This window comes from Streptomyces sp. NPDC002867 (genome assembly GCF_053591895.1).
Genome location: NZ_JBSFUR010000007.1, coordinates 36890 through 52786, shown reverse-complemented (window position 1 = coordinate 52786; position 15897 = coordinate 36890). Strand labels below are relative to the sequence as shown.

The window sequence follows — 15897 nt, the reverse complement described above, 5'->3', positions numbered from 1 at the left end:
TCGGCAGGCGGCGCGGGCAGTCGAGGACCCGTGCCGAGAGGGCGGTCACCGGACGCTTCCGGTGACCGCCCTCTCGGCGTGTGCGGTCTCAGCCCAGCAGGCCGCCGATGACGGCGCCGCTCCCTGAGCCGCCGCTGCCGCCGGAGCCTCCGCCGGAGCCTCCGGTCGTGCCGCCCGAGGTGCCGCCGGAGGCGCCGCCGGAGCCGGTGCCGCCGCTGGACGTGGGGCCGGCGCTGGTGGGCGGCGGGGCGGGCTGGGAGCCGGTGGGGGGCTGCTGGCCGGTGCCCTGGGTCTGGCTGGGGGCGCCGTCGGCCGGGACGGTCTCGCGGACGGTGTCCTCGGCGGGTGCGGAGGTCGTGGAGGTGGGGGTGCCTGAGCGGCTGGCGGACGGGGAGGGCCTGTCCTGGCGCGGGCTCGAGGAGCTGCGCTCGATGCTCGATTCCTGCGGGAGTGAGGCGCCGGGCAGGTGGTTGCTGGGGTTCTGGCCGGGGCCGGGGACGGTGACGATCTCGGTGGAGCGGACGGCGCCGCCGAGCATGGAGCCGACGAGCATGGTGAGGCCGACGACGACGGCGGCGACGAGTCCGCCGCGGCACAGGACGCGGCGGCGCAGGTCCCAGATCGCGGAGCGCGGGCCGAGGGTGCGCCAGGCCTCGCCCGCGAGGCGTCCGTCGACGGAGTAGACGGGGGCGCCCGCGATGATCAGCGGGGACCAGGCGGCGAGGAAGATGAAGTCGGGGGCGTCGTAGACGGGGACGGTCCGCCAGCTGACGGTGAGGATCAGCACCGAGGACAGCAGCGCGCCGAGGACGGCGGCGACGCGCTGCCACAGGCCGAGGACGGTGAGGACGCCGACGACGACCTGGAGGAAGGCGACGGTGAGTCCGGCGCCGACGGGGTGGGCGAGCGCGAAGTCGCGCAGGGGCTCGGCCAGTGCCCAGGGGTGGAGCGAGCTCAGCCACTTGACCAGGGAGCCGCGGTGGCCGCCGTCGAAGTAGACGGGGTCGCAGAGCTTGCCCATGCCGGCGTACACGGAGATCAGTCCGAGGAACACGCGCAGCGGCAGGAGCACCACGCCGAGGTTCAGGCGGCGGCCGGGGTAGTAGGCGTGCCGTGTGGGGTCGCCGGCGGACCGGTGGGTGGCGGGCGCGTGGGCGGCGGGCGAAATCTCGGCGTACGGCGCCGGGTCGTACGTGCTGTGGCCGTACGGGTCCGTGCCGTACGTATCAGTGCCATACGTGTCCGTGCCGTACGTGCCCCTGCTGTACCTGTCCTGACCGCCCTGGCTGTCGGAGTCGTACGAGTCGTAGGCGCCGACGGCCTGGCGCATGGGCGGCAGCAGGGGTCGTGCGTCGGTGACCGCGGGGTACTGCACGGTGTCGCCGCCGAGGTCGACGCGCGGCATGACCTGGGTGGCGCCGGAGTTGTAGGGGTCGTGCTCCAGGGTGGAGTTGCGCACGGCCTGGAGGAGGCCGGTCGCGCCGGAGTCCCCGGGGGCGGACCTGCCGCTCCACACGACGGGCGCCCTGCGCCGCGCGGCGCCCGCGCCGACGGAGGCGAGCCGTGCGGTGTCCGCCAGGCCACGTGCGGGGCGCGCGCTCTGGGCGAGCCGCACCCGGAAGCTGGCGTGGTTGACGATGACCTGCGCGGGATCGCAGTCCACCTTGACCATGCTCAGCGCAGGCTGATCATCGAACCCGGACCGGGGCGTTCTGGTGTCCACACTCATCTAACCGAGTGATGTGTGTTTAGGGCACGGCCCCGACGGGCCCGATCTGTCCGAGACCCGTCAAGCGCTCCTCTTGAGCCTTTTCGACCGCGCTTTACCGGGTCTGCCCGATAGGGACGCGCCCCGGGAACGCTCGCGTTCCCGGGGCGGCCCGCTGGGCAAGTCAGCGGCGCTTGGCCGCCTCGTAGAGCACGACGCCCGCCGCGACGCCCGCGTTCAGGGACTCCGCGCCGCCGGGCATCGGGATGCGGACCAGGTGGTCGCAGGTCTCGCCGACCAGGCGGGACAGGCCCTTGCCCTCGCTGCCGACCACGATCACGACGGGGCCGCCGAGCGCCTCCAGCTCGCCGATCTCGGTGTCGCCGTCGGCGGCGAGGCCGACGACGGTGAGACCGGCCTTCTGGTACGACTCCAGTGCGCGGGTCAGGTTGGTGGCGCGCGCGACCGGCGTGCGCGCGGCCGTGCCGGCCGAGGTCTTCCAGGCGCCGGCGGTCATGCCGGCCGCCCGGCGCTCGGGCACGACAACGCCGTGGCCGCCGAACGCCGATACGGAGCGGACGACCGCGCCGAGGTTGCGCGGATCGGTCACGCCGTCGAGCGCGACGATCAGCGGGTCCTCGCCGTCGTCGAAGGCGGCGGCCGCGAGGTCCTCGGGGTGGGCGTACTCGTACGGCGGGACCTGGAGCACCAGGCCCTGGTGGTTGAGCCCGTTCGTCATGCGGTCGAGCTCGGGGCGCGGCGCCTCCATGATGTTGATGTTGCCGCGGCCGGTGGCGAGCTGGAGCGCCTCGCGGACGCGCTCGTCGTTGTCGATGAACTGCTGCACGTAGAGGGTGGAGGCGGGCACGCCGTCGCGTAGCGCCTCGAAGACCGGGTTGCGGCCGACGACCATCTCCGAGGTGCCCTTGCCGCCGCGGCGGGCCACGGGACGGCGCTGGGCCTGCTTGGCCTTGGCGTTGGCGAGGCGGTTCTTGACGTGTCCCTTGCGGGCGGAGGCGGGCGGCGTCGGCCCCTTGCCCTCGAGTGAGCGGCGCCGCTTGCCACCGCTGCCGACCTGCGCGCCCTTCTTGTTGGACGTGCGGCGGTTCCTGCGCTGGCTGTTCCCGGCCATGACCTACCTGTTTCTGTAAAGCTCGCTCAAACAAAAGTGTGTACGTAAGGAAGTGTGCCGCCCGGCGCTCCGGGCGGCACATCGCGCCTGTGGCTCAGCGGGGCCCGAGGGTCCACCGGGGTCCGTCGGGGCTGTCCTCGATGACGAGCCCGGACTGGCCGAGCTGGTCGCGGATGGCGTCGGCGGTGGCCCAGTCCTTGCGGGAGCGGGCGGCCTCGCGCTGCTCCAGCACCAGGCGCACCAGGGAGTCGACCACGCCGTGGAGGTCGTCGCCGCGGTCGCCCTCGCCCGCCCAGCGCTCGTCCAGCGGGTCGAGGCCGAGGACGCCGAGCATGGCACGGACCTCGGCGAGGCGGGCCACGGCGGCTTCCTTGTCGTCGGCGGCCAGGGCGGAGTTGCCCTGGCGGACGGTGGTGTGGACGATCGCGAGGGCCTGCGGCACCCCGAGGTCGTCGTCCATGGCCTCGGCGAACGCGAGCGGCACCTCGTCGGCGGGCGCGACGACGCCCCCCGCCTTCTCCACGACGCGTTGCACGAAGCCCTCGATGCGGGCGAACGCGGACTCGGCCTCCCGCAGTGCCTCCTCGCTGTACTCGATCATCGAGCGGTAGTGCGGGGTGCCGAGGTAGTAACGCAGGACGATGGGGCGCCAGTTCTTGACCATCTCGCTGACGAGCACCGAGTTGCCGAGTGACTTGGACATCTTCTCGCCGCTCATGGTGACCCAGGCGTTGTGCACCCAGTACGAGGCGAAGTCGTCGCCGAAGGCCTTGGCCTGGGCGATCTCGTTCTCGTGGTGCGGGAAGATCAGGTCGAGGCCGCCGCCGTGGATGTCGAACGCGGAGCCCAGGTACTTGTGGGCCATGGCCGAGCACTCGAGGTGCCAGCCGGGGCGGCCGCGTCCCCAGGGCGTCTCCCAGTCGGGCTCGCCCGGCTTGGTCGCCTTCCACATGGCGAAGTCGCGCGGGTCGCGCTTGCCGGTGATGCCTTCCTCGGCGGGCTGGCGCAGGTCGTCGATGTCCTGGTTGGACAGCGCCAGGTAGTCGGGGAAGGAGCGCACGTCGAAATAGACGCTGCCGTCCGCCTCGTACGCGTGGCCGCGCTCGATGAGGCCGCGCATCATCTCGACCATCTCGGTGACGTGGCCGGTGGCGCGCGGTTCGTAGGTGGGCGGGAGGCAGCCGAGTGCCTCGTAGCCGTCGTTGAACGCGCGCTCGTTCTCGTAGCCGATGGACCACCACGGCCGGTTCTGCTCGGCCGACTTGTTGATGATCTTGTCGTCGATGTCCGTGACGTTGCGGATGAACGTCACGTCGTAGCCGCGGTACTCGAACCAGCGGCGCATGATGTCGAAGTTGAGGCCGGACCTGATGTGCCCGATGTGCGGTGCGGCCTGCACGGTGGCGCCACACAGGTAGATCGAGACGCACCCCGGCACGAGGGGGGTGAAGTCACGGATCTGCCGGGCGCTGGTGTCGTACAGGCGAATAGTCACGCATCAAGGGTAGTGGGCGGATGGCAGTGCCCCGCGCCCCCTGTGGGGTTCGCGGGGCAACTTGTGATATCGCCCGGGAAACGGATTCAGCCTCTCCGCACGATGAGTGCGGTCGCGACGGCGGCGAGCCCCTCGGCCCGTCCGGTCAGGCCGAGTCCGTCGGTGGTGGTGCCGGACACGGAGACGGGGGCGCCCGCGGCGGCCGAGAGCGCCTTCTGCGCCTCGTCGCGCCGCTTTCCGATCTTCGGCCGCACGCCGATCACCTGAACGGAGACATTGCCGATCTCGAATCCCTCGGCACGCACGATCCGCGCGGCCTCCGCGAGGAGGGTGACGCCGGAGGCGCCGGACCACTCGGGCCGGGAGGTGCCGAAGTGGGCGCCGAGGTCGCCGATGCCGGCGGCGGAGAACAGGGCGTCGCAGGCGGCGTGCGCGGCGACGTCACCGTCCGAGTGGCCGGCGAGCCCGTATCCGTCGGCGTCCTCCCAGAGCAGGCCCGCGCACCACAGTTCGCGGCCCTTCTCGAAGGCGTGCACATCGGTGCCGATGCCGACGAGGGGGAGGTTCAGCGGCTCAGAAGCCATCGTTGGCCCTCCTGCGGGCGAGTACGGCCTCGGCGAGGACGAGGTCGAGCGGCCGGGTCACCTTGAAGGCCTCTTCGTGGCCGGGGACGACGACGACCTTCAGGCCGAGCTGCTCGACCATGCTGGCGTCGTCGGTGACGTCGCCGGTCACCGACCGGTGCGCGCGGACGAGGGTGTCGTGGTCGAAGCCCTGCGGGGTCTGCACGGCGCGCAGGCGGGCTCGCTCGGGGGTGGCGACGACCGGCTCGGGCTCGCCCTCCGGTGCCGGCTCGATCTCCTTGACGGTGTCGGCGAGCGGCAGCGCCGGTACGACGGCGGGCGCGCCGTCGCGCACAGCCTCGATGACGGCGTCCACGGTGTCGACGGGCACGAGCGGGCGCGCCGCGTCGTGGACCAGGACGATGTCGATGCCGTCGGGGAGGGCCTCGAGCCCGAGGCGTACGGATTCCTGGCGGCTGTCGCCGCCAGGGACGACGAGGTAGTCCGTCCGCTCCGGCAGGGCGTGGGCGTCCATGAGGCGCTTGACGTCGGCGGCACCGTCCGGCGGCGCCACGACGACGACGAGGGAGACGGCGCGGGACGCGGCCATGGCGCGGACGGCGTGGACCAGGATGGGCGTGCCGTTCAGCGCGCGCAGGGCCTTGGGGGCGCCCGGTCCGAGGCGCACGCCCCGGCCGGCTGCCGGGATCACGGCTGCGGTGCGGTAGGGGCGCGGTTGGTCTGGCATCGGTTGCACTCCGGCAGGTTTGTTTCCTCGGCCGACATGGGTATGGCCTGGGCATGCCCCCGGCCGTCGGGTGGGGGGAGTGCCGGGCGCGACGCCTTGACCGGACCCTTCCGTGACCACTGGTCTGCGCCAGCCGCCCGGGCCCGGCACACCACAACAGCGCACGGTGTGATGTGCGAGCGGCGGGTGGTCGACGTCAGACGTCGACGACATGACACTCGTGGACGAACATGCCGCAGCGCCCGGCGACAGGCTGGATCGTCCAGCGTGTCAGCGGGCACCGCGGCATCAATCGTGCGTCAGGACGCGAGGACCTCGTCGAGCAGGGCCTCGGCCTTGTCCTCGTTGGTGTTCTCTGCGAGGGCGAGCTCGCTCACCAGGATCTGGCGTGCCTTTGCGAGCATCCGCTTCTCACCGGCGGAAAGCCCGCGCTCGCGCTCGCGCCGCCACAGGTCACGTACTACTTCGGCGACCTTGATGACATCGCCGGAGGCGAGCTTCTCGAGATTTGCCTTGTAGCGCCGGGACCAGTTCGTCGGCTCCTCCGCGTAAGGTGCGCGAAGGACCTCGAAGACCCGGTCGAGCCCGTCCTGACCGACCACATCGCGAACGCCGACGAACTCCGCATTGTCCGCCGGTACGCGAACCGTCAGGTCGCCCTGGGCGACCTTGAGCACCAAGTAGGTCTTGTCCACGCCTTTGATCTGGCGAGTTTCGATGGCCTCGATCAGCGCGGCCCCGTGATGGGGATAGACCACGGTGTCGCCAACCTTGAACGTCATGTGACAGGTACCCCTTCCGTGGCTATCCAGGGTAACACGGATACGGCTTCTTCTGAATGGCGTTTTCGCAGGTCAGGGCATATCTCGGGGCTTGACAACAGCGACACGAACGTGCTGCGGACGGCTTGCGGAGGGGGGTATTCGCAGGTCGGAGCGGCTGCGCGGGCACACAGAAACGCACACGTTACACACCGCACACCCCCCTTCCAAGGGGTTGAACGTCCCGATTTGCCGGGTTCTCGATGGCCGAGTTCATGTAGTCCGTTCGAGGATCGGTCACTCGTACGGCCCTGGCGGCACAGAATCCACAATTGATCACCTCGGGCTATTCGTAAGGAAAGCATGGCCGCCCGGGAAATTGATCAGCGGCGTTATGTGAACGGCGTGCGTATCGGCATGATCGGGGCAGCCTTCCGACGTCGGAAAGCATGCTGCCGCCGCGGGCCCTCGCCCCCCGGTACGCGGGCCGCGCGGGCAAAGGGCGGGTCGGGTGCGGGGCGCGACCTGCGGCTCGGTAACCTGAGCGCGAGCTGACGCCACAGGCCGGTGACAGCCACCCAACAGTCCGTACGTCCAAGGAGATGCCGCCGCCGTGAGCAGCAGCCTTCGACGCGGTGCCCTCGCCGGCGCTGCCATCGTCTTCTCGATCGCCTCGCTCTCCGCCTGCGGTGCGGGCAACGACGCGCAGACCCTCGGCGTCAAGCCGGACAACGCCGCGACGGCCGTCGACAACCTCAAGCTCCAGAACGCGACCGTCATCACCCAGCCCGAGGCCGCGGCCCAGGGCGCGGCGGCCGTCAGCGTCACGGTCTTCAACGACGGCACCCAGAAGCAGACCCTCGACTCGATCACGCTCCCGGGCTCCGGCGCGAAGGTCGAGCTCAAGGCGGCCCAGGGTTCGGGCCCGATCACGGTCCCGGCCGGCGGCTCGGTGATCATCGGCGGCAAGGGCAACGCGTCCGCCGTGATCGCGGGCGGCCACGAGGCGGTGAAGAACGGCGACACGCAGGAGGTCGTCTTCCGCTTCAGCGAGACCGGCGACGTGAAGATGCTGGCGTTCGTCGTCCCGGCCACCGGCTACTACGCGGGCTTCGGCCCGTCCTCGTCGCCGAAGCCGACGGCCGAGCAGCCGGCCGGCCAGTCGCCGCCGGCCTCTCCGGCCGGTTCCCCGTCGGGCTCTCCGGCCGTCTCCGACGAGCAGCGCGAGGCCGCGGGCGGCGAGGCGGCGTCCCCGTCGGACTCGGCGTCGGCGTCGCACGGCTCGGGTCACTGACACACCGCGCACCAGGCGTACGGGAAGGGCGCCCACCGAGATCGGTGGGCGCCCTTTCCGGCATGCGTGCCGGACGCGCTCAGCGCCGGCCGTACGCGTTCCGCTCTTCCGCGGTCTACGGCTCGAACTTGTAGCCCAGGCCGCGGACCGTCACCAGGTAGCGCGGGGCTCCCGGGTCCGGCTCGATCTTCGCGCGCAGGCGCTTGACGTGGACGTCGAGGGTCTTGGTGTCGCCGACGTAGTCCGCGCCCCAGACCCGGTCGATGAGCTGCATACGGGTCAGGACCCGGCCCGCGTTGCGCAGCAGCATCTCCAGCAGGTCGAACTCCTTCAGCGGCAGGTCGACCTTGCCGCCGGAGACGGTGACGACGTGGCGGTCCACGTCCATCCGGACGGGGCCGGCCTCCAGGGCGGCGGGGGTGACCTCCTCCGGCTCACCGCGGCGGCGCAGCACCGCGCGGATGCGGGCGACCAGCTCCCGCGAGGAGAAGGGCTTGGTCACGTAGTCGTCGGCTCCTATCTCCAGCCCGACGACCTTGTCGATCTCGCTGTCCTTCGCGGTCACCATGATGACCGGGACGTTCGAGCGGCCGCGCAGCTGGCGGCAGACCTCGGTACCGGGCAGGCCGGGCAGCATCAGGTCGAGGAGCACGAGGTCGGCGCCGTTGCGCTCGAACTCGTCGAGACCCTCGGGACCCGTGGTCGCCACGGCGACCTCGAAGCCCTCCTTGCGGAGCATGTAGGACAGGGCGTCGCTGAAGGATTCCTCATCCTCGACGACGAGCACTCGGGTCACGGAAGGACCTCCGGGGCAGGAATTTCACTGTTCGGATCGGTGTCGTAAGGCCGGTCGTCGTCCTCGTCGACGCGATCCGGGCCGGTGGTGGTGGCGCGGTCCCGTGCGGCGCCCGCCTCGGGCAGCCGCAGGGTGAACGTGGAGCCCTGTCCCTCGGAGCTCCACACCGTGACCTCCCCGCCGTGCGAGGCGGCCACGTGCTTGACGATGGCAAGGCCCAGGCCGGTGCCTCCGGTGGCACGGGAGCGGGCGGGATCGACGCGGTAGAACCGCTCGAAGATCCGCTCGCGGTCCTTCTCGGAGATACCGATGCCCTGGTCGGTGACGGCGATCTCGATGAGGTCGCCCCCGGGTGCGCTGACCCGGCGGGCGGAGATGCCGACGCGCGTACGGGCCGGTGAGTAGTTGACCGCGTTCTCGACGAGGTTGCCGAGGGCGGCGGCGAGCTGGCCGCGGTTTCCCCAGATGCTGAGGTCGGCGGTGCCGCCCGAGGCCATGGTGATCTGCTTGGTGGACGCGGTGTGCCGGGAGCGGTCGATGGCCTCGGCGACCAGTTCGTCCACGCGCACGGGCTCGGAGTCCTCCAGGGGGTCGTCGTTCTGGACCCGGGAGAGGTCGATGAGCTCCTGTACGAGGTTGGTGAGCCGGGTCGCCTCGATCTGCATCCGGCCGGCGAAGCGCATGACCGCCTCGGGGTCGTCCGAGGCGTCCATGACCGCCTCGGAGAGCAGGGAGAGTGCGCCGACCGGGGTCTTGAGCTCATGGCTGACGTTGGCGACGAAGTCGCGCCGCACCGCCTCTATCCGGCGTGCCTCGGTGAGGTCCTCGACGAGGAGGAGGACGAGGCGCGAGCCGAGCGGGGCGACGCGGGCGGAGACGGCCAGGGCCTCGCCGCGGCCGGTGCCGCGCCGGGGCAGGTCCAGCTCGACCTGCCGTATCTCGCCGTCGCGCCGGGTGTCACGGGCCATGTGCAGCATCGGTTCGACGGCGAGCTTTCCGCCGCGGACCAGACCGAGTGCGTACGCCGCGGAGCTGGCCTTGACGACCGAGTCGGACTCGTCCAGGACGACCGCGGAGGAACGGAGGACGGACAGCACCGTGTCGACGCCGGGCGGCAGCACGGCATCGGTGTGGAGCGAGGTGCGGGTGGGGCGCTTCTGTTCCCGCTCGCTCCAGCGGAACGCCAGCACCGCGATGACGCCGGTGCAAAGACCGGCGATCGCTGCCGCTGCGGCGACCGCCGCGTTCACGTCCATGCATCCCAGGTTATGCGGGGTCCCGGACACTCTCCCAGCCAAACGGGTGGCACCTCGAACAGTCGTCGCTCAGAGTTCACCAAGGGGAAAGTGATGGTTCATTTGCGGGGGAGCGTTCGGACCACTGAAGGGCCGAACGTGGGAGCGTGGGGGTTCGGAGCCCCACCCGGACCCGGTCGCATCAAGAGAGGGACACCCAATGCGTGACGCGTACCACGAGGAACTGGACTCGATCGGCGAGGGCCTGGTCGAGATGGCCCGGCTGGTCGGGTCGGCGATCGGGCGCGCCACGACGGCCATGCTCGACGCCGACCTCAAACTGGCCGAGACGGTGATCGCCGCCGACCAGAAGGTCGACGACCTCCAGCACGACCTGGAGGCGCGTGCGATCGCCCTCCTGGCCCGGCAGCAGCCGGTCGCGACGGATCTGCGGATCGTGGTGACCTCGCTGCGGATGAGCGCCGACCTGGAGCGCTCGGGCGACCTCGCGCAGCACGTGGCGAAGCTGGCGCGGCTGCGCTTCCCGGACCGCGCGGTGCCGAACGACCTGCACGCGACGATTCTGCAGATGGGTCAGCTGGCGCAGCGCCTGATGGCGAAGGCCGCGGAGGTCATCATCACCAAGGACGTCGACCTGGCGCTCCAGCTGGAGCAGGACGACGACGAGATGGACCTGCTGCACCGCACGCTCTTCCAGCACCTGATGGATGACCGCTGGAAGCACGGCATCGAGACGGCCGTGGACGTGACGCTGCTCGGCCGCTACTACGAGCGTTTCGCGGACCACGCGGTGTCGGTGGCCAAGCGCGTGGTGTACCTGGTGACGGGCGAGCACGCGGACGAGCTCCAGCAGCAGAGCGCCGTCGAGGGCGCGTAGTAGAGGGCGCGTGGCGGCATCCGGCGGCGCACTGGGGGCGGTTGCGCATGTGCGCCGTTGATGCGCCGGGCCTGCCGGGCGTGCAATGGGCGAAGGCGGCATTTCCCTATGCCGGTGATGCGTGCGCCCGGCAGCGCGCGCCCATGAGGAGGCACCCATGGCCGAGTCCCCCATGACCGACTCCCCGCAGGAAGCGAGCTCCGTCGAAGTCGTCTTCCTGCCCGTCCTCGGCGCCTGCGGGTGCGGCTCGGGCTGCGGCTGCGGCTGCCAGTCGGGCGCGCCCTGCCAGTGCGGCGGCTGCTGCGGGTAGCCGACGGCGGCACGCGGAGAAGGTCCCGCCCCAGGAGAAGGGGGCGGGACTTCCGCGTTCCGGGGCGCCGGCGCGGCGACCGTACGGCGCCGCGGTGTACGTCCGCGGCGGCGACAGCTGGGGCGCCCGGTCCTGGGTGTCTCGAGGTGCTGTCACGACTGCCACCGTCCGCAGCAGCGGGCACCAGGAACACGAAGCCCCGGCCCCGGCGACGAGGTCGCCGGGGCCGGGGGCTCGGACTGCGTGCTTACTTCTTCTTGCCCTGGTTCTTCACGGCCTCGATCGCCGCCGCCGCCGCGTCCGGGTCGAGGTAGGTGCCGCCCCGGGTGATCGGGTTGAAGTCGGCGTCGAGCTCGTAGACCAGCGGGATGCCCGTCGGGATGTTCAGGCCCGCGATGTCGGCGTCGGAGATGCCGTCGAGGTGCTTGACCAGCGCGCGCAGGCTGTTGCCGTGGGCGGCGATCAGGACCGTGCGGCCGGCCAGCAGGTCGGGGACGATGCCGTCGTACCAGTACGGCAGCATGCGCTCGACGACGTCCTTGAGGCACTCGGTGCGCGGGCGCAGCTCGCTCGGGATCGTCGCGTAGCGGGCGTCGTTGGCCTGCGAGAACTCGTTGTCGTCGGCGAGGACCGGCGGCGGGGTGTCGTACGAGCGGCGCCAGAGCATGAACTGCTCCTCGCCGAACTCGGCCAGCGTCTGGGCCTTGTCCTTGCCCTGCAGCGCGCCGTAGTGGCGCTCGTTCAGGCGCCAGGAGCGGTGGACCGGGATCCAGTGGCGGTCCGCGGCCTCCAGCGCGAGCTGCGCGGTGCGGATGGCCCGCTTCTGGAGCGAGGTGTGGAGAACATCGGGGAGCAGGCCGGCGTCCTTGAGCAGCTCACCGCCGCGGACTGCCTCCTTCTCGCCCTTCTCCGTGAGGTTGACGTCCACCCAGCCGGTGAACAGGTTCTTCGCGTTCCATTCGCTCTCGCCGTGGCGGAGGAGGATCAGCTTGTACGGTGCGTCGGCCATGGGCCCGAGCCTAATCGACGGCCCGCGCCCCCCGCGCGGGTGACCGAGGAGCGGACTCGATTGACGGTCGCCGTCAAATGAGTGGCGGCGACGAGACGCGGCTCAGTAAGTTACGGATGCCGCTTGAGCCGCTTACACCCGGGGGTCTCCGTCATGTCCGTCGCCTCGTTCAGACGCGCGTTGCGCGGGACCGTCTCGGGGCTGCCCGCGGGCTTCTGGTGGCTGTGGACCTCGACGCTGGTGAACCGTACCGGCGCCTTCGTCCTCACCTTCCTGTCGCTCTATCTGACCCAGGAACTGGGCTACTCCGCCTGGTACGCGGGCCTCGTCGTCGCGCTGCACGGACTCGGCGGCGTCGCCGGGTCGCCGCTGGGCGGCATGCTGACCGACCGGTGGGGCCGGCGCCCCACGATGATCTCGATGCATCTGGCCGGCGGCGCGTGCGCCGCCGCGCTCGCCGTGGTGACGAGCGCGTGGGGCATCGCGGTCGTGGTGCTGCTGATGGGCGTGGCGATGCAGGCCGTACGGCCCGCGATCAGCGCCACCATCGCCGACCTCGTGCCCGAGTCCGGGCTGCGCCGGGCCTACGCGCTGAACTACTGGGCGCTCAACCTCGGCTTCGCCATCGCCGCCCTCGGGGGCGGCGCCGCGATCTTCCTCGGCTACCGGACCCTGTTCGTGGTCGACGCCCTCGCCACCGCCCTGTGCGCGCTGATCGTCTTCCTGCGGCTGCCGGAGACGCGCCCCGAGAAGCGGTCCGACGCCGTCGAGGGCGCCCCGGAGGACGAGCGGCTGACCGTGTTCGACGTGCTGAAGGACGCGCCCTTCAGGACGCTGGTCCTGCTCAACCTGCTCGTCTGCCTGATCTTCACCGCCCCCTGGGTGGGTCTGCCGCTGACCATGGCGGGCGAGGGCCTGTCGGCCGACGCGTACGGCATGGTCATCGCGGTCAACGGGGTGGTGATCGTCGCGTTCCAGCTGCTGGTCAACAGGATCACCGAGAAGCGTTCGCCGGCCGCGCTGCTCACCGTCTCCTCGCTGCTCTTCGCCGCCGGTACGGGAGTCACGGCACTGGCCGGCACGCCTCTGCTGTTCGCGGCCACCGTGGTGGTGTGGACCGTCGGCGAAATGGTGCACGTGCCGACCAACGCGGCCGCCACGGCCCGCCTGGCCCCCGAGCACGCCCGCGGCCGCTACCAGGGTGTGATGGGCATGTCCTGGGCGGTCGCCGGATTCGTCGCGCCGATCCTGGCCGGCTGGGTGGTCGACGGGCCCGGGCCGGACGTCCTGTGGATCGGCTGTGCGGCCGTGGGCTGCGTCGCGGCTGCCGGGTACATGCTCCTGCTGCGCCGGGCGCTGGCCGAGAACGCCCGGCCCGAGGCTGCGGAGACCGCCTCCGAGAAGGCCGAGCCCGTCGAGGCCTGAGGTCTCGCCCGGCCCTCAGCCGCGCGGCGGTCCCTCCTGCGCCGACCGGCCCGTCACCCGCGTGCCCCGGATGCCGCAGCGAACACAGGAAGGCGAGGGCCGACGATGTCGGACTGCCGCCCGCCGAGGGCGAAGAAGGCGGACAGGGTGGGCAGGTAGGCGCTGCCTCTCCGGTCGGCGCGTCCCGCGCGCGGGCGGTGCACCGGCCGGAGAGACGGGTCGTCACCAGCGCAGTTCGCGCTGGGCCTCGTAGAGGTTCGCCGGGCGCACGCCGCCCGGAGAGCCGTACGCCTCGAGCCGGGTGCGGAGGTCCCCCGCGACGTCCGGCACGTCGATCTGGTCGAACTCGCGCACCGTGCTGATCGCGACGGTCGCGCTGTACGGGGCGACCCCGTCGATCCCGACCAGTCCGGCGCGCTCGTTGGTGACGGTCACGTTCCAGTGCGTGAAGCGCGCCCCGTACAGCGGTCCCGCGCCGGCGTCGCCGCCGCGCCTGCCGGTGTTGTCCACCGTGATCTCGGTGCGGACATTGGCGAACGGCATCCCGCGGTGGGTGTCGAAGGTGCCCATCTCCATCACGCCCCGCGACCAGACGTTGTGGCTCGACAGACCCTCCACGTTGGTCCCGTGCAGATGGGTCCCGGCGGGCGCGGCGACCGTGCGCTGCGCGACGGTGAAGTCCTCGATCAGGTTGTCGTGCGAGCCCTCGCGGCAGAAGTAGGTGTGGTGGCTGCCGCGGCCCTCGACCCGGGTGCGCCGCAGGGTGCAGGCGGAGGCGGCGACGAGACCGAAGCCGTTGTCGACGTGGCGGACGGTGATGTCGTCGGCCCAGCAGTCGTACGCGCACTGGAAAGTGACGCCGTTGTAGCCCTTGTCGAGAAGGTGCGGGGCCTGCGGGGTCAGGACGGCCTCCAGCGTCAGTCCCTCGATTCCGGAGCCGGTGAGCGGGGTGACGAGAGTGGTCAGGCAGGGGTCCCACGCGGGGCGCAGGTCCAGCGGCAGCGGGCGTTCGAGGGTCACCCGGTCGCGTGCGACGGCCGTGATGCGCACGGGCCACTCGTAGGGGACGTACGTACGTCAACTTGGTCTCGTCGTCCCAGACATAGGACGCCGCGCCCTCGACGTCGCCCGCCATGTGCTCCAGCAGCGTGTGGTCGGCGTCGTCGGCCAGACGCAGCAGGACGAGCTGTCCGCGGCGCAGCTTCGAGGCGTCGTGGACCGTGACGGACCGGTCGCCGCGGCGGGCGGGGGCGACGGTGGTGAGGGTGGTCCATTCGTCGCGCCTGTTGCCGGTCCATCCCTCGAAGGGCCACGCCCTTGTCCTGATGGCCTCGGTGAGGGAGTCCCAACGGTCCTTCGGGCACAGCCAGATGAGGCCGCCGGCCCACGACCAGGAGGACTTGTCGCCACCGTAGCGGGAGCCGTAAGGGCCGACGAGTTCGGTGAGGTTCCTGGTGGCGAGGAGCTTGGTGCGGCCGCTGCCGGCGCCGCGCAGGACGACGTTGCTGTGGCCGATGCGGATGACGTCGTCGACGCGGTAGGTGCCGGGCGGGACGACGACCGTGCCGCCGCCGCGTTCGCCCACCTCGGCGGTGGCGCGGTTGATGGCGGGAGCGGCGTCCGCGGAGCCGTCGTTCCTCGCGCCGTACGCGAGGACGTCGGCCTTCACCGGGAGCCGCGGGAGGCGCTCGGCGCCGACGCGCTGTCCTGGGATCTGCGGGTGGGTGTACGGCGTGCGCCGGTACTCGTGCCAGAGGGGGGACGTGGCCTGTGCGGCGGCGGCCGCCGAGGGCGCGGTGCCGCCGCCCGCGGCCCAGGCCGCGGCCACGGCTGTCGCGCCGCCCAGCAGGGTGCGTCTGCCAAGGGAGTGCCGGTCGGTCCCCATGAGCCCACCTTCCCCGTATATGAACGTCGTTCATGTCCGCGTCGGCGGTGAGCATGCCACGGCATCCCGGTGCACAGGATAGAAGCGTGCACCGGGAATGAAGGGGGGCAGCAGAAGCGGGGAGGTGTCGGCGGGATCAGTCGGCGGGCCGCTGGGTCAGGTTCGTGAACGCGTCCAGGTTGCGCGTCGATTCGCCGCGCGACACCCGCCACGCGTACTCACGGCGGATCGCGCTCGCGAAGCCCAGTTCGAGGAGCGTGTTGAAGGAGCCGTCCGCCGCCTCCAGGATCGACCCGAGCAGCCGGTCCAGCTCCTCGGGAGTGACCACGGCCAGCGGCAGTTTGCCGACGAGATAGATGTCGCCGAGCCGGTCGACGGCGTAACTGACCCCGTACAGCTTGAGGTTGCGCTCCAACAGCCAGCGGTGGACGGCCGCGTCGTTCTCGTCGGGGTGGCGGATGACGAAGGCGTTGACGGAGAGCGAGTGCCTGCCGACCAGGAGGGAGCAGGTCGTCGACAGCTTGCGGGTACCGGGGAGTTTGACGATGTACGAGCCCGCGTCCGGGCTCTCCCACTCGAGTTCCGCGTCCTTCAGGGTCTGCTCGATGACCTGCATCGCGCGCTCTGCGTCAGCCATG

Annotated in this window: 14 protein-coding genes and 1 pseudogene; 4 read left to right on the top strand and 11 right to left on the bottom strand. The window is 71.4% G+C overall.

All coding sequences use genetic code 11. The features are described from left to right. Positions 1-88: 88 nt before the first annotated feature. The 6 genes from ACWD0A_RS08960 to ACWD0A_RS08935 all read right to left on the bottom strand — a co-directional run bounded on the left by ACWD0A_RS08960 (position 89) and on the right by ACWD0A_RS08935 (position 6428). Positions 89-1729: a DoxX family membrane protein gene (locus tag ACWD0A_RS08960; protein WP_451296049.1), complete on the bottom strand. Its 1641-nt coding sequence runs from the start codon at positions 1727-1729 to the stop codon at positions 89-91. Between the two features lie 163 nt (positions 1730-1892). Continuing rightward, positions 1893-2840 (bottom strand): 23S rRNA (guanosine(2251)-2'-O)-methyltransferase RlmB, encoded by a 948-nt coding sequence (rlmB, locus tag ACWD0A_RS08955; RefSeq protein ID WP_307714790.1) that lies wholly within the window; start codon positions 2838-2840, stop codon positions 1893-1895. Between the two features lie 94 nt (positions 2841-2934). Then, complete coding sequence (cysS, locus tag ACWD0A_RS08950; protein ID WP_451296047.1) at positions 2935-4335, bottom strand: cysteine--tRNA ligase; 1401 nt, start codon at positions 4333-4335, stop codon at positions 2935-2937. An 86-nt stretch (positions 4336-4421) separates the two neighbouring features. Next, complete coding sequence (gene ispF / locus ACWD0A_RS08945; protein ID WP_307714788.1) at positions 4422-4919, bottom strand: 2-C-methyl-D-erythritol 2,4-cyclodiphosphate synthase; 498 nt, start codon at positions 4917-4919, stop codon at positions 4422-4424. Beyond that, positions 4909-5646 (bottom strand): 2-C-methyl-D-erythritol 4-phosphate cytidylyltransferase, encoded by a 738-nt coding sequence (gene ispD / locus ACWD0A_RS08940; protein ID WP_451296045.1) that lies wholly within the window; start codon positions 5644-5646, stop codon positions 4909-4911. Before ispD ends, ispF begins: the two co-directional genes overlap by 11 nt. 299 nt (positions 5647-5945) lie before the next feature. Then, the gene (locus tag ACWD0A_RS08935; protein WP_003953493.1) at positions 5946-6428 is read right to left on the bottom strand and encodes a CarD family transcriptional regulator; all 483 of its coding nucleotides are present in this window, start codon (positions 6426-6428) and stop codon (positions 5946-5948) included. 592 nt (positions 6429-7020) lie between these two features. Here ACWD0A_RS08935 and ACWD0A_RS08930 point away from each other — a divergent pair. Next, a complete protein-coding gene (locus ACWD0A_RS08930; protein WP_451296043.1) occupies positions 7021-7701 on the top strand; it encodes a DUF461 domain-containing protein in 681 nt (226 codons plus the stop codon). Positions 7702-7816: 115 nt separating this feature from the next. On the opposite strand, the gene ACWD0A_RS08925 is transcribed toward ACWD0A_RS08930, so the two are convergent. Beyond that, on the bottom strand, positions 7817-8497 hold the full coding sequence (locus tag ACWD0A_RS08925; protein WP_018847140.1) for a response regulator transcription factor: 681 nt from the start codon (positions 8495-8497) through the stop codon (positions 7817-7819). Continuing rightward, a complete protein-coding gene (locus ACWD0A_RS08920) occupies positions 8494-9753 on the bottom strand; it encodes a sensor histidine kinase (RefSeq protein WP_451296041.1) in 1260 nt (419 codons plus the stop codon). The genes ACWD0A_RS08925 and ACWD0A_RS08920 overlap by 4 nt, the downstream gene beginning before the upstream one ends. Before the next feature lie 199 nt (positions 9754-9952). Here ACWD0A_RS08920 and phoU point away from each other — a divergent pair, with 199 nt between their 5' ends. Together phoU and ACWD0A_RS08910 are read left to right on the top strand one after the other, a co-directional pair. Next, positions 9953-10630 (top strand): phosphate signaling complex protein PhoU, encoded by a 678-nt coding sequence (gene phoU, locus ACWD0A_RS08915; protein ID WP_451296039.1) that lies wholly within the window; start codon positions 9953-9955, stop codon positions 10628-10630. A 157-nt stretch (positions 10631-10787) separates the two neighbouring features. Further along, entirely contained in the window at positions 10788-10940 is a 153-nt protein-coding gene (locus tag ACWD0A_RS08910) for a hypothetical protein (RefSeq protein ID WP_307714783.1), read from the top strand. 247 nt (positions 10941-11187) lie between these two features. Here the strand turns inward: ACWD0A_RS08910 and ACWD0A_RS08905 are convergent, their stop codons facing one another. Continuing rightward, positions 11188-11949, bottom strand: coding sequence for a phosphoglyceromutase (locus ACWD0A_RS08905; protein ID WP_307714780.1), 762 nt, complete (start codon positions 11947-11949; stop codon positions 11188-11190). Positions 11950-12102: 153 nt separating this feature from the next. Here ACWD0A_RS08905 and ACWD0A_RS08900 point away from each other — a divergent pair, with 153 nt between their 5' ends. Then, positions 12103-13374: an MDR family MFS transporter gene (locus tag ACWD0A_RS08900; RefSeq protein WP_451296036.1), complete on the top strand. Its 1272-nt coding sequence runs from the start codon at positions 12103-12105 to the stop codon at positions 13372-13374. A gap of 222 nt (positions 13375-13596) precedes the next feature. On the opposite strand, the pseudogene ACWD0A_RS08895 reads toward ACWD0A_RS08900, so the two are convergent. Together ACWD0A_RS08895 and ACWD0A_RS08890 are read right to left on the bottom strand one after the other, a co-directional pair. Further along, positions 13597-15259: pseudogene (locus ACWD0A_RS08895) on the bottom strand (glycosyl hydrolase family 28-related protein). 136 nt (positions 15260-15395) lie between these two features. After that, entirely contained in the window at positions 15396-15896 is a 501-nt protein-coding gene (locus ACWD0A_RS08890; protein WP_451296034.1) for a YbjN domain-containing protein, read from the bottom strand. Position 15897 lies beyond the last annotated feature (1 nt).

Coding starts and splice junctions, on each gene's coding strand:
- ACWD0A_RS08890 (WP_451296034.1), bottom strand. CDS start 15,896: ATGGCTGACGCAGAGCGCGCGATGCAGGTCATCGAGCAGACCCTGAAG.
- ACWD0A_RS08900 (WP_451296036.1), top strand. CDS start 12,103: ATGTCCGTCGCCTCGTTCAGACGCGCGTTGCGCGGGACCGTCTCGGGG.
- ACWD0A_RS08960 (WP_451296049.1), bottom strand. CDS start 1,729: ATGAGTGTGGACACCAGAACGCCCCGGTCCGGGTTCGATGATCAGCCT.
- ACWD0A_RS08920 (WP_451296041.1), bottom strand. CDS start 9,753: ATGGACGTGAACGCGGCGGTCGCCGCAGCGGCAGCGATCGCCGGTCTT.
- phoU (WP_451296039.1), top strand. CDS start 9,953: ATGCGTGACGCGTACCACGAGGAACTGGACTCGATCGGCGAGGGCCTG.
- ACWD0A_RS08910 (WP_307714783.1), top strand. CDS start 10,788: ATGGCCGAGTCCCCCATGACCGACTCCCCGCAGGAAGCGAGCTCCGTC.
- ispD (WP_451296045.1), bottom strand. CDS start 5,646: ATGCCAGACCAACCGCGCCCCTACCGCACCGCAGCCGTGATCCCGGCA.
- ACWD0A_RS08905 (WP_307714780.1), bottom strand. CDS start 11,949: ATGGCCGACGCACCGTACAAGCTGATCCTCCTCCGCCACGGCGAGAGC.
- rlmB (WP_307714790.1), bottom strand. CDS start 2,840: ATGGCCGGGAACAGCCAGCGCAGGAACCGCCGCACGTCCAACAAGAAG.
- ispF (WP_307714788.1), bottom strand. CDS start 4,919: ATGGCTTCTGAGCCGCTGAACCTCCCCCTCGTCGGCATCGGCACCGAT.
- ACWD0A_RS08935 (WP_003953493.1), bottom strand. CDS start 6,428: ATGACGTTCAAGGTTGGCGACACCGTGGTCTATCCCCATCACGGGGCC.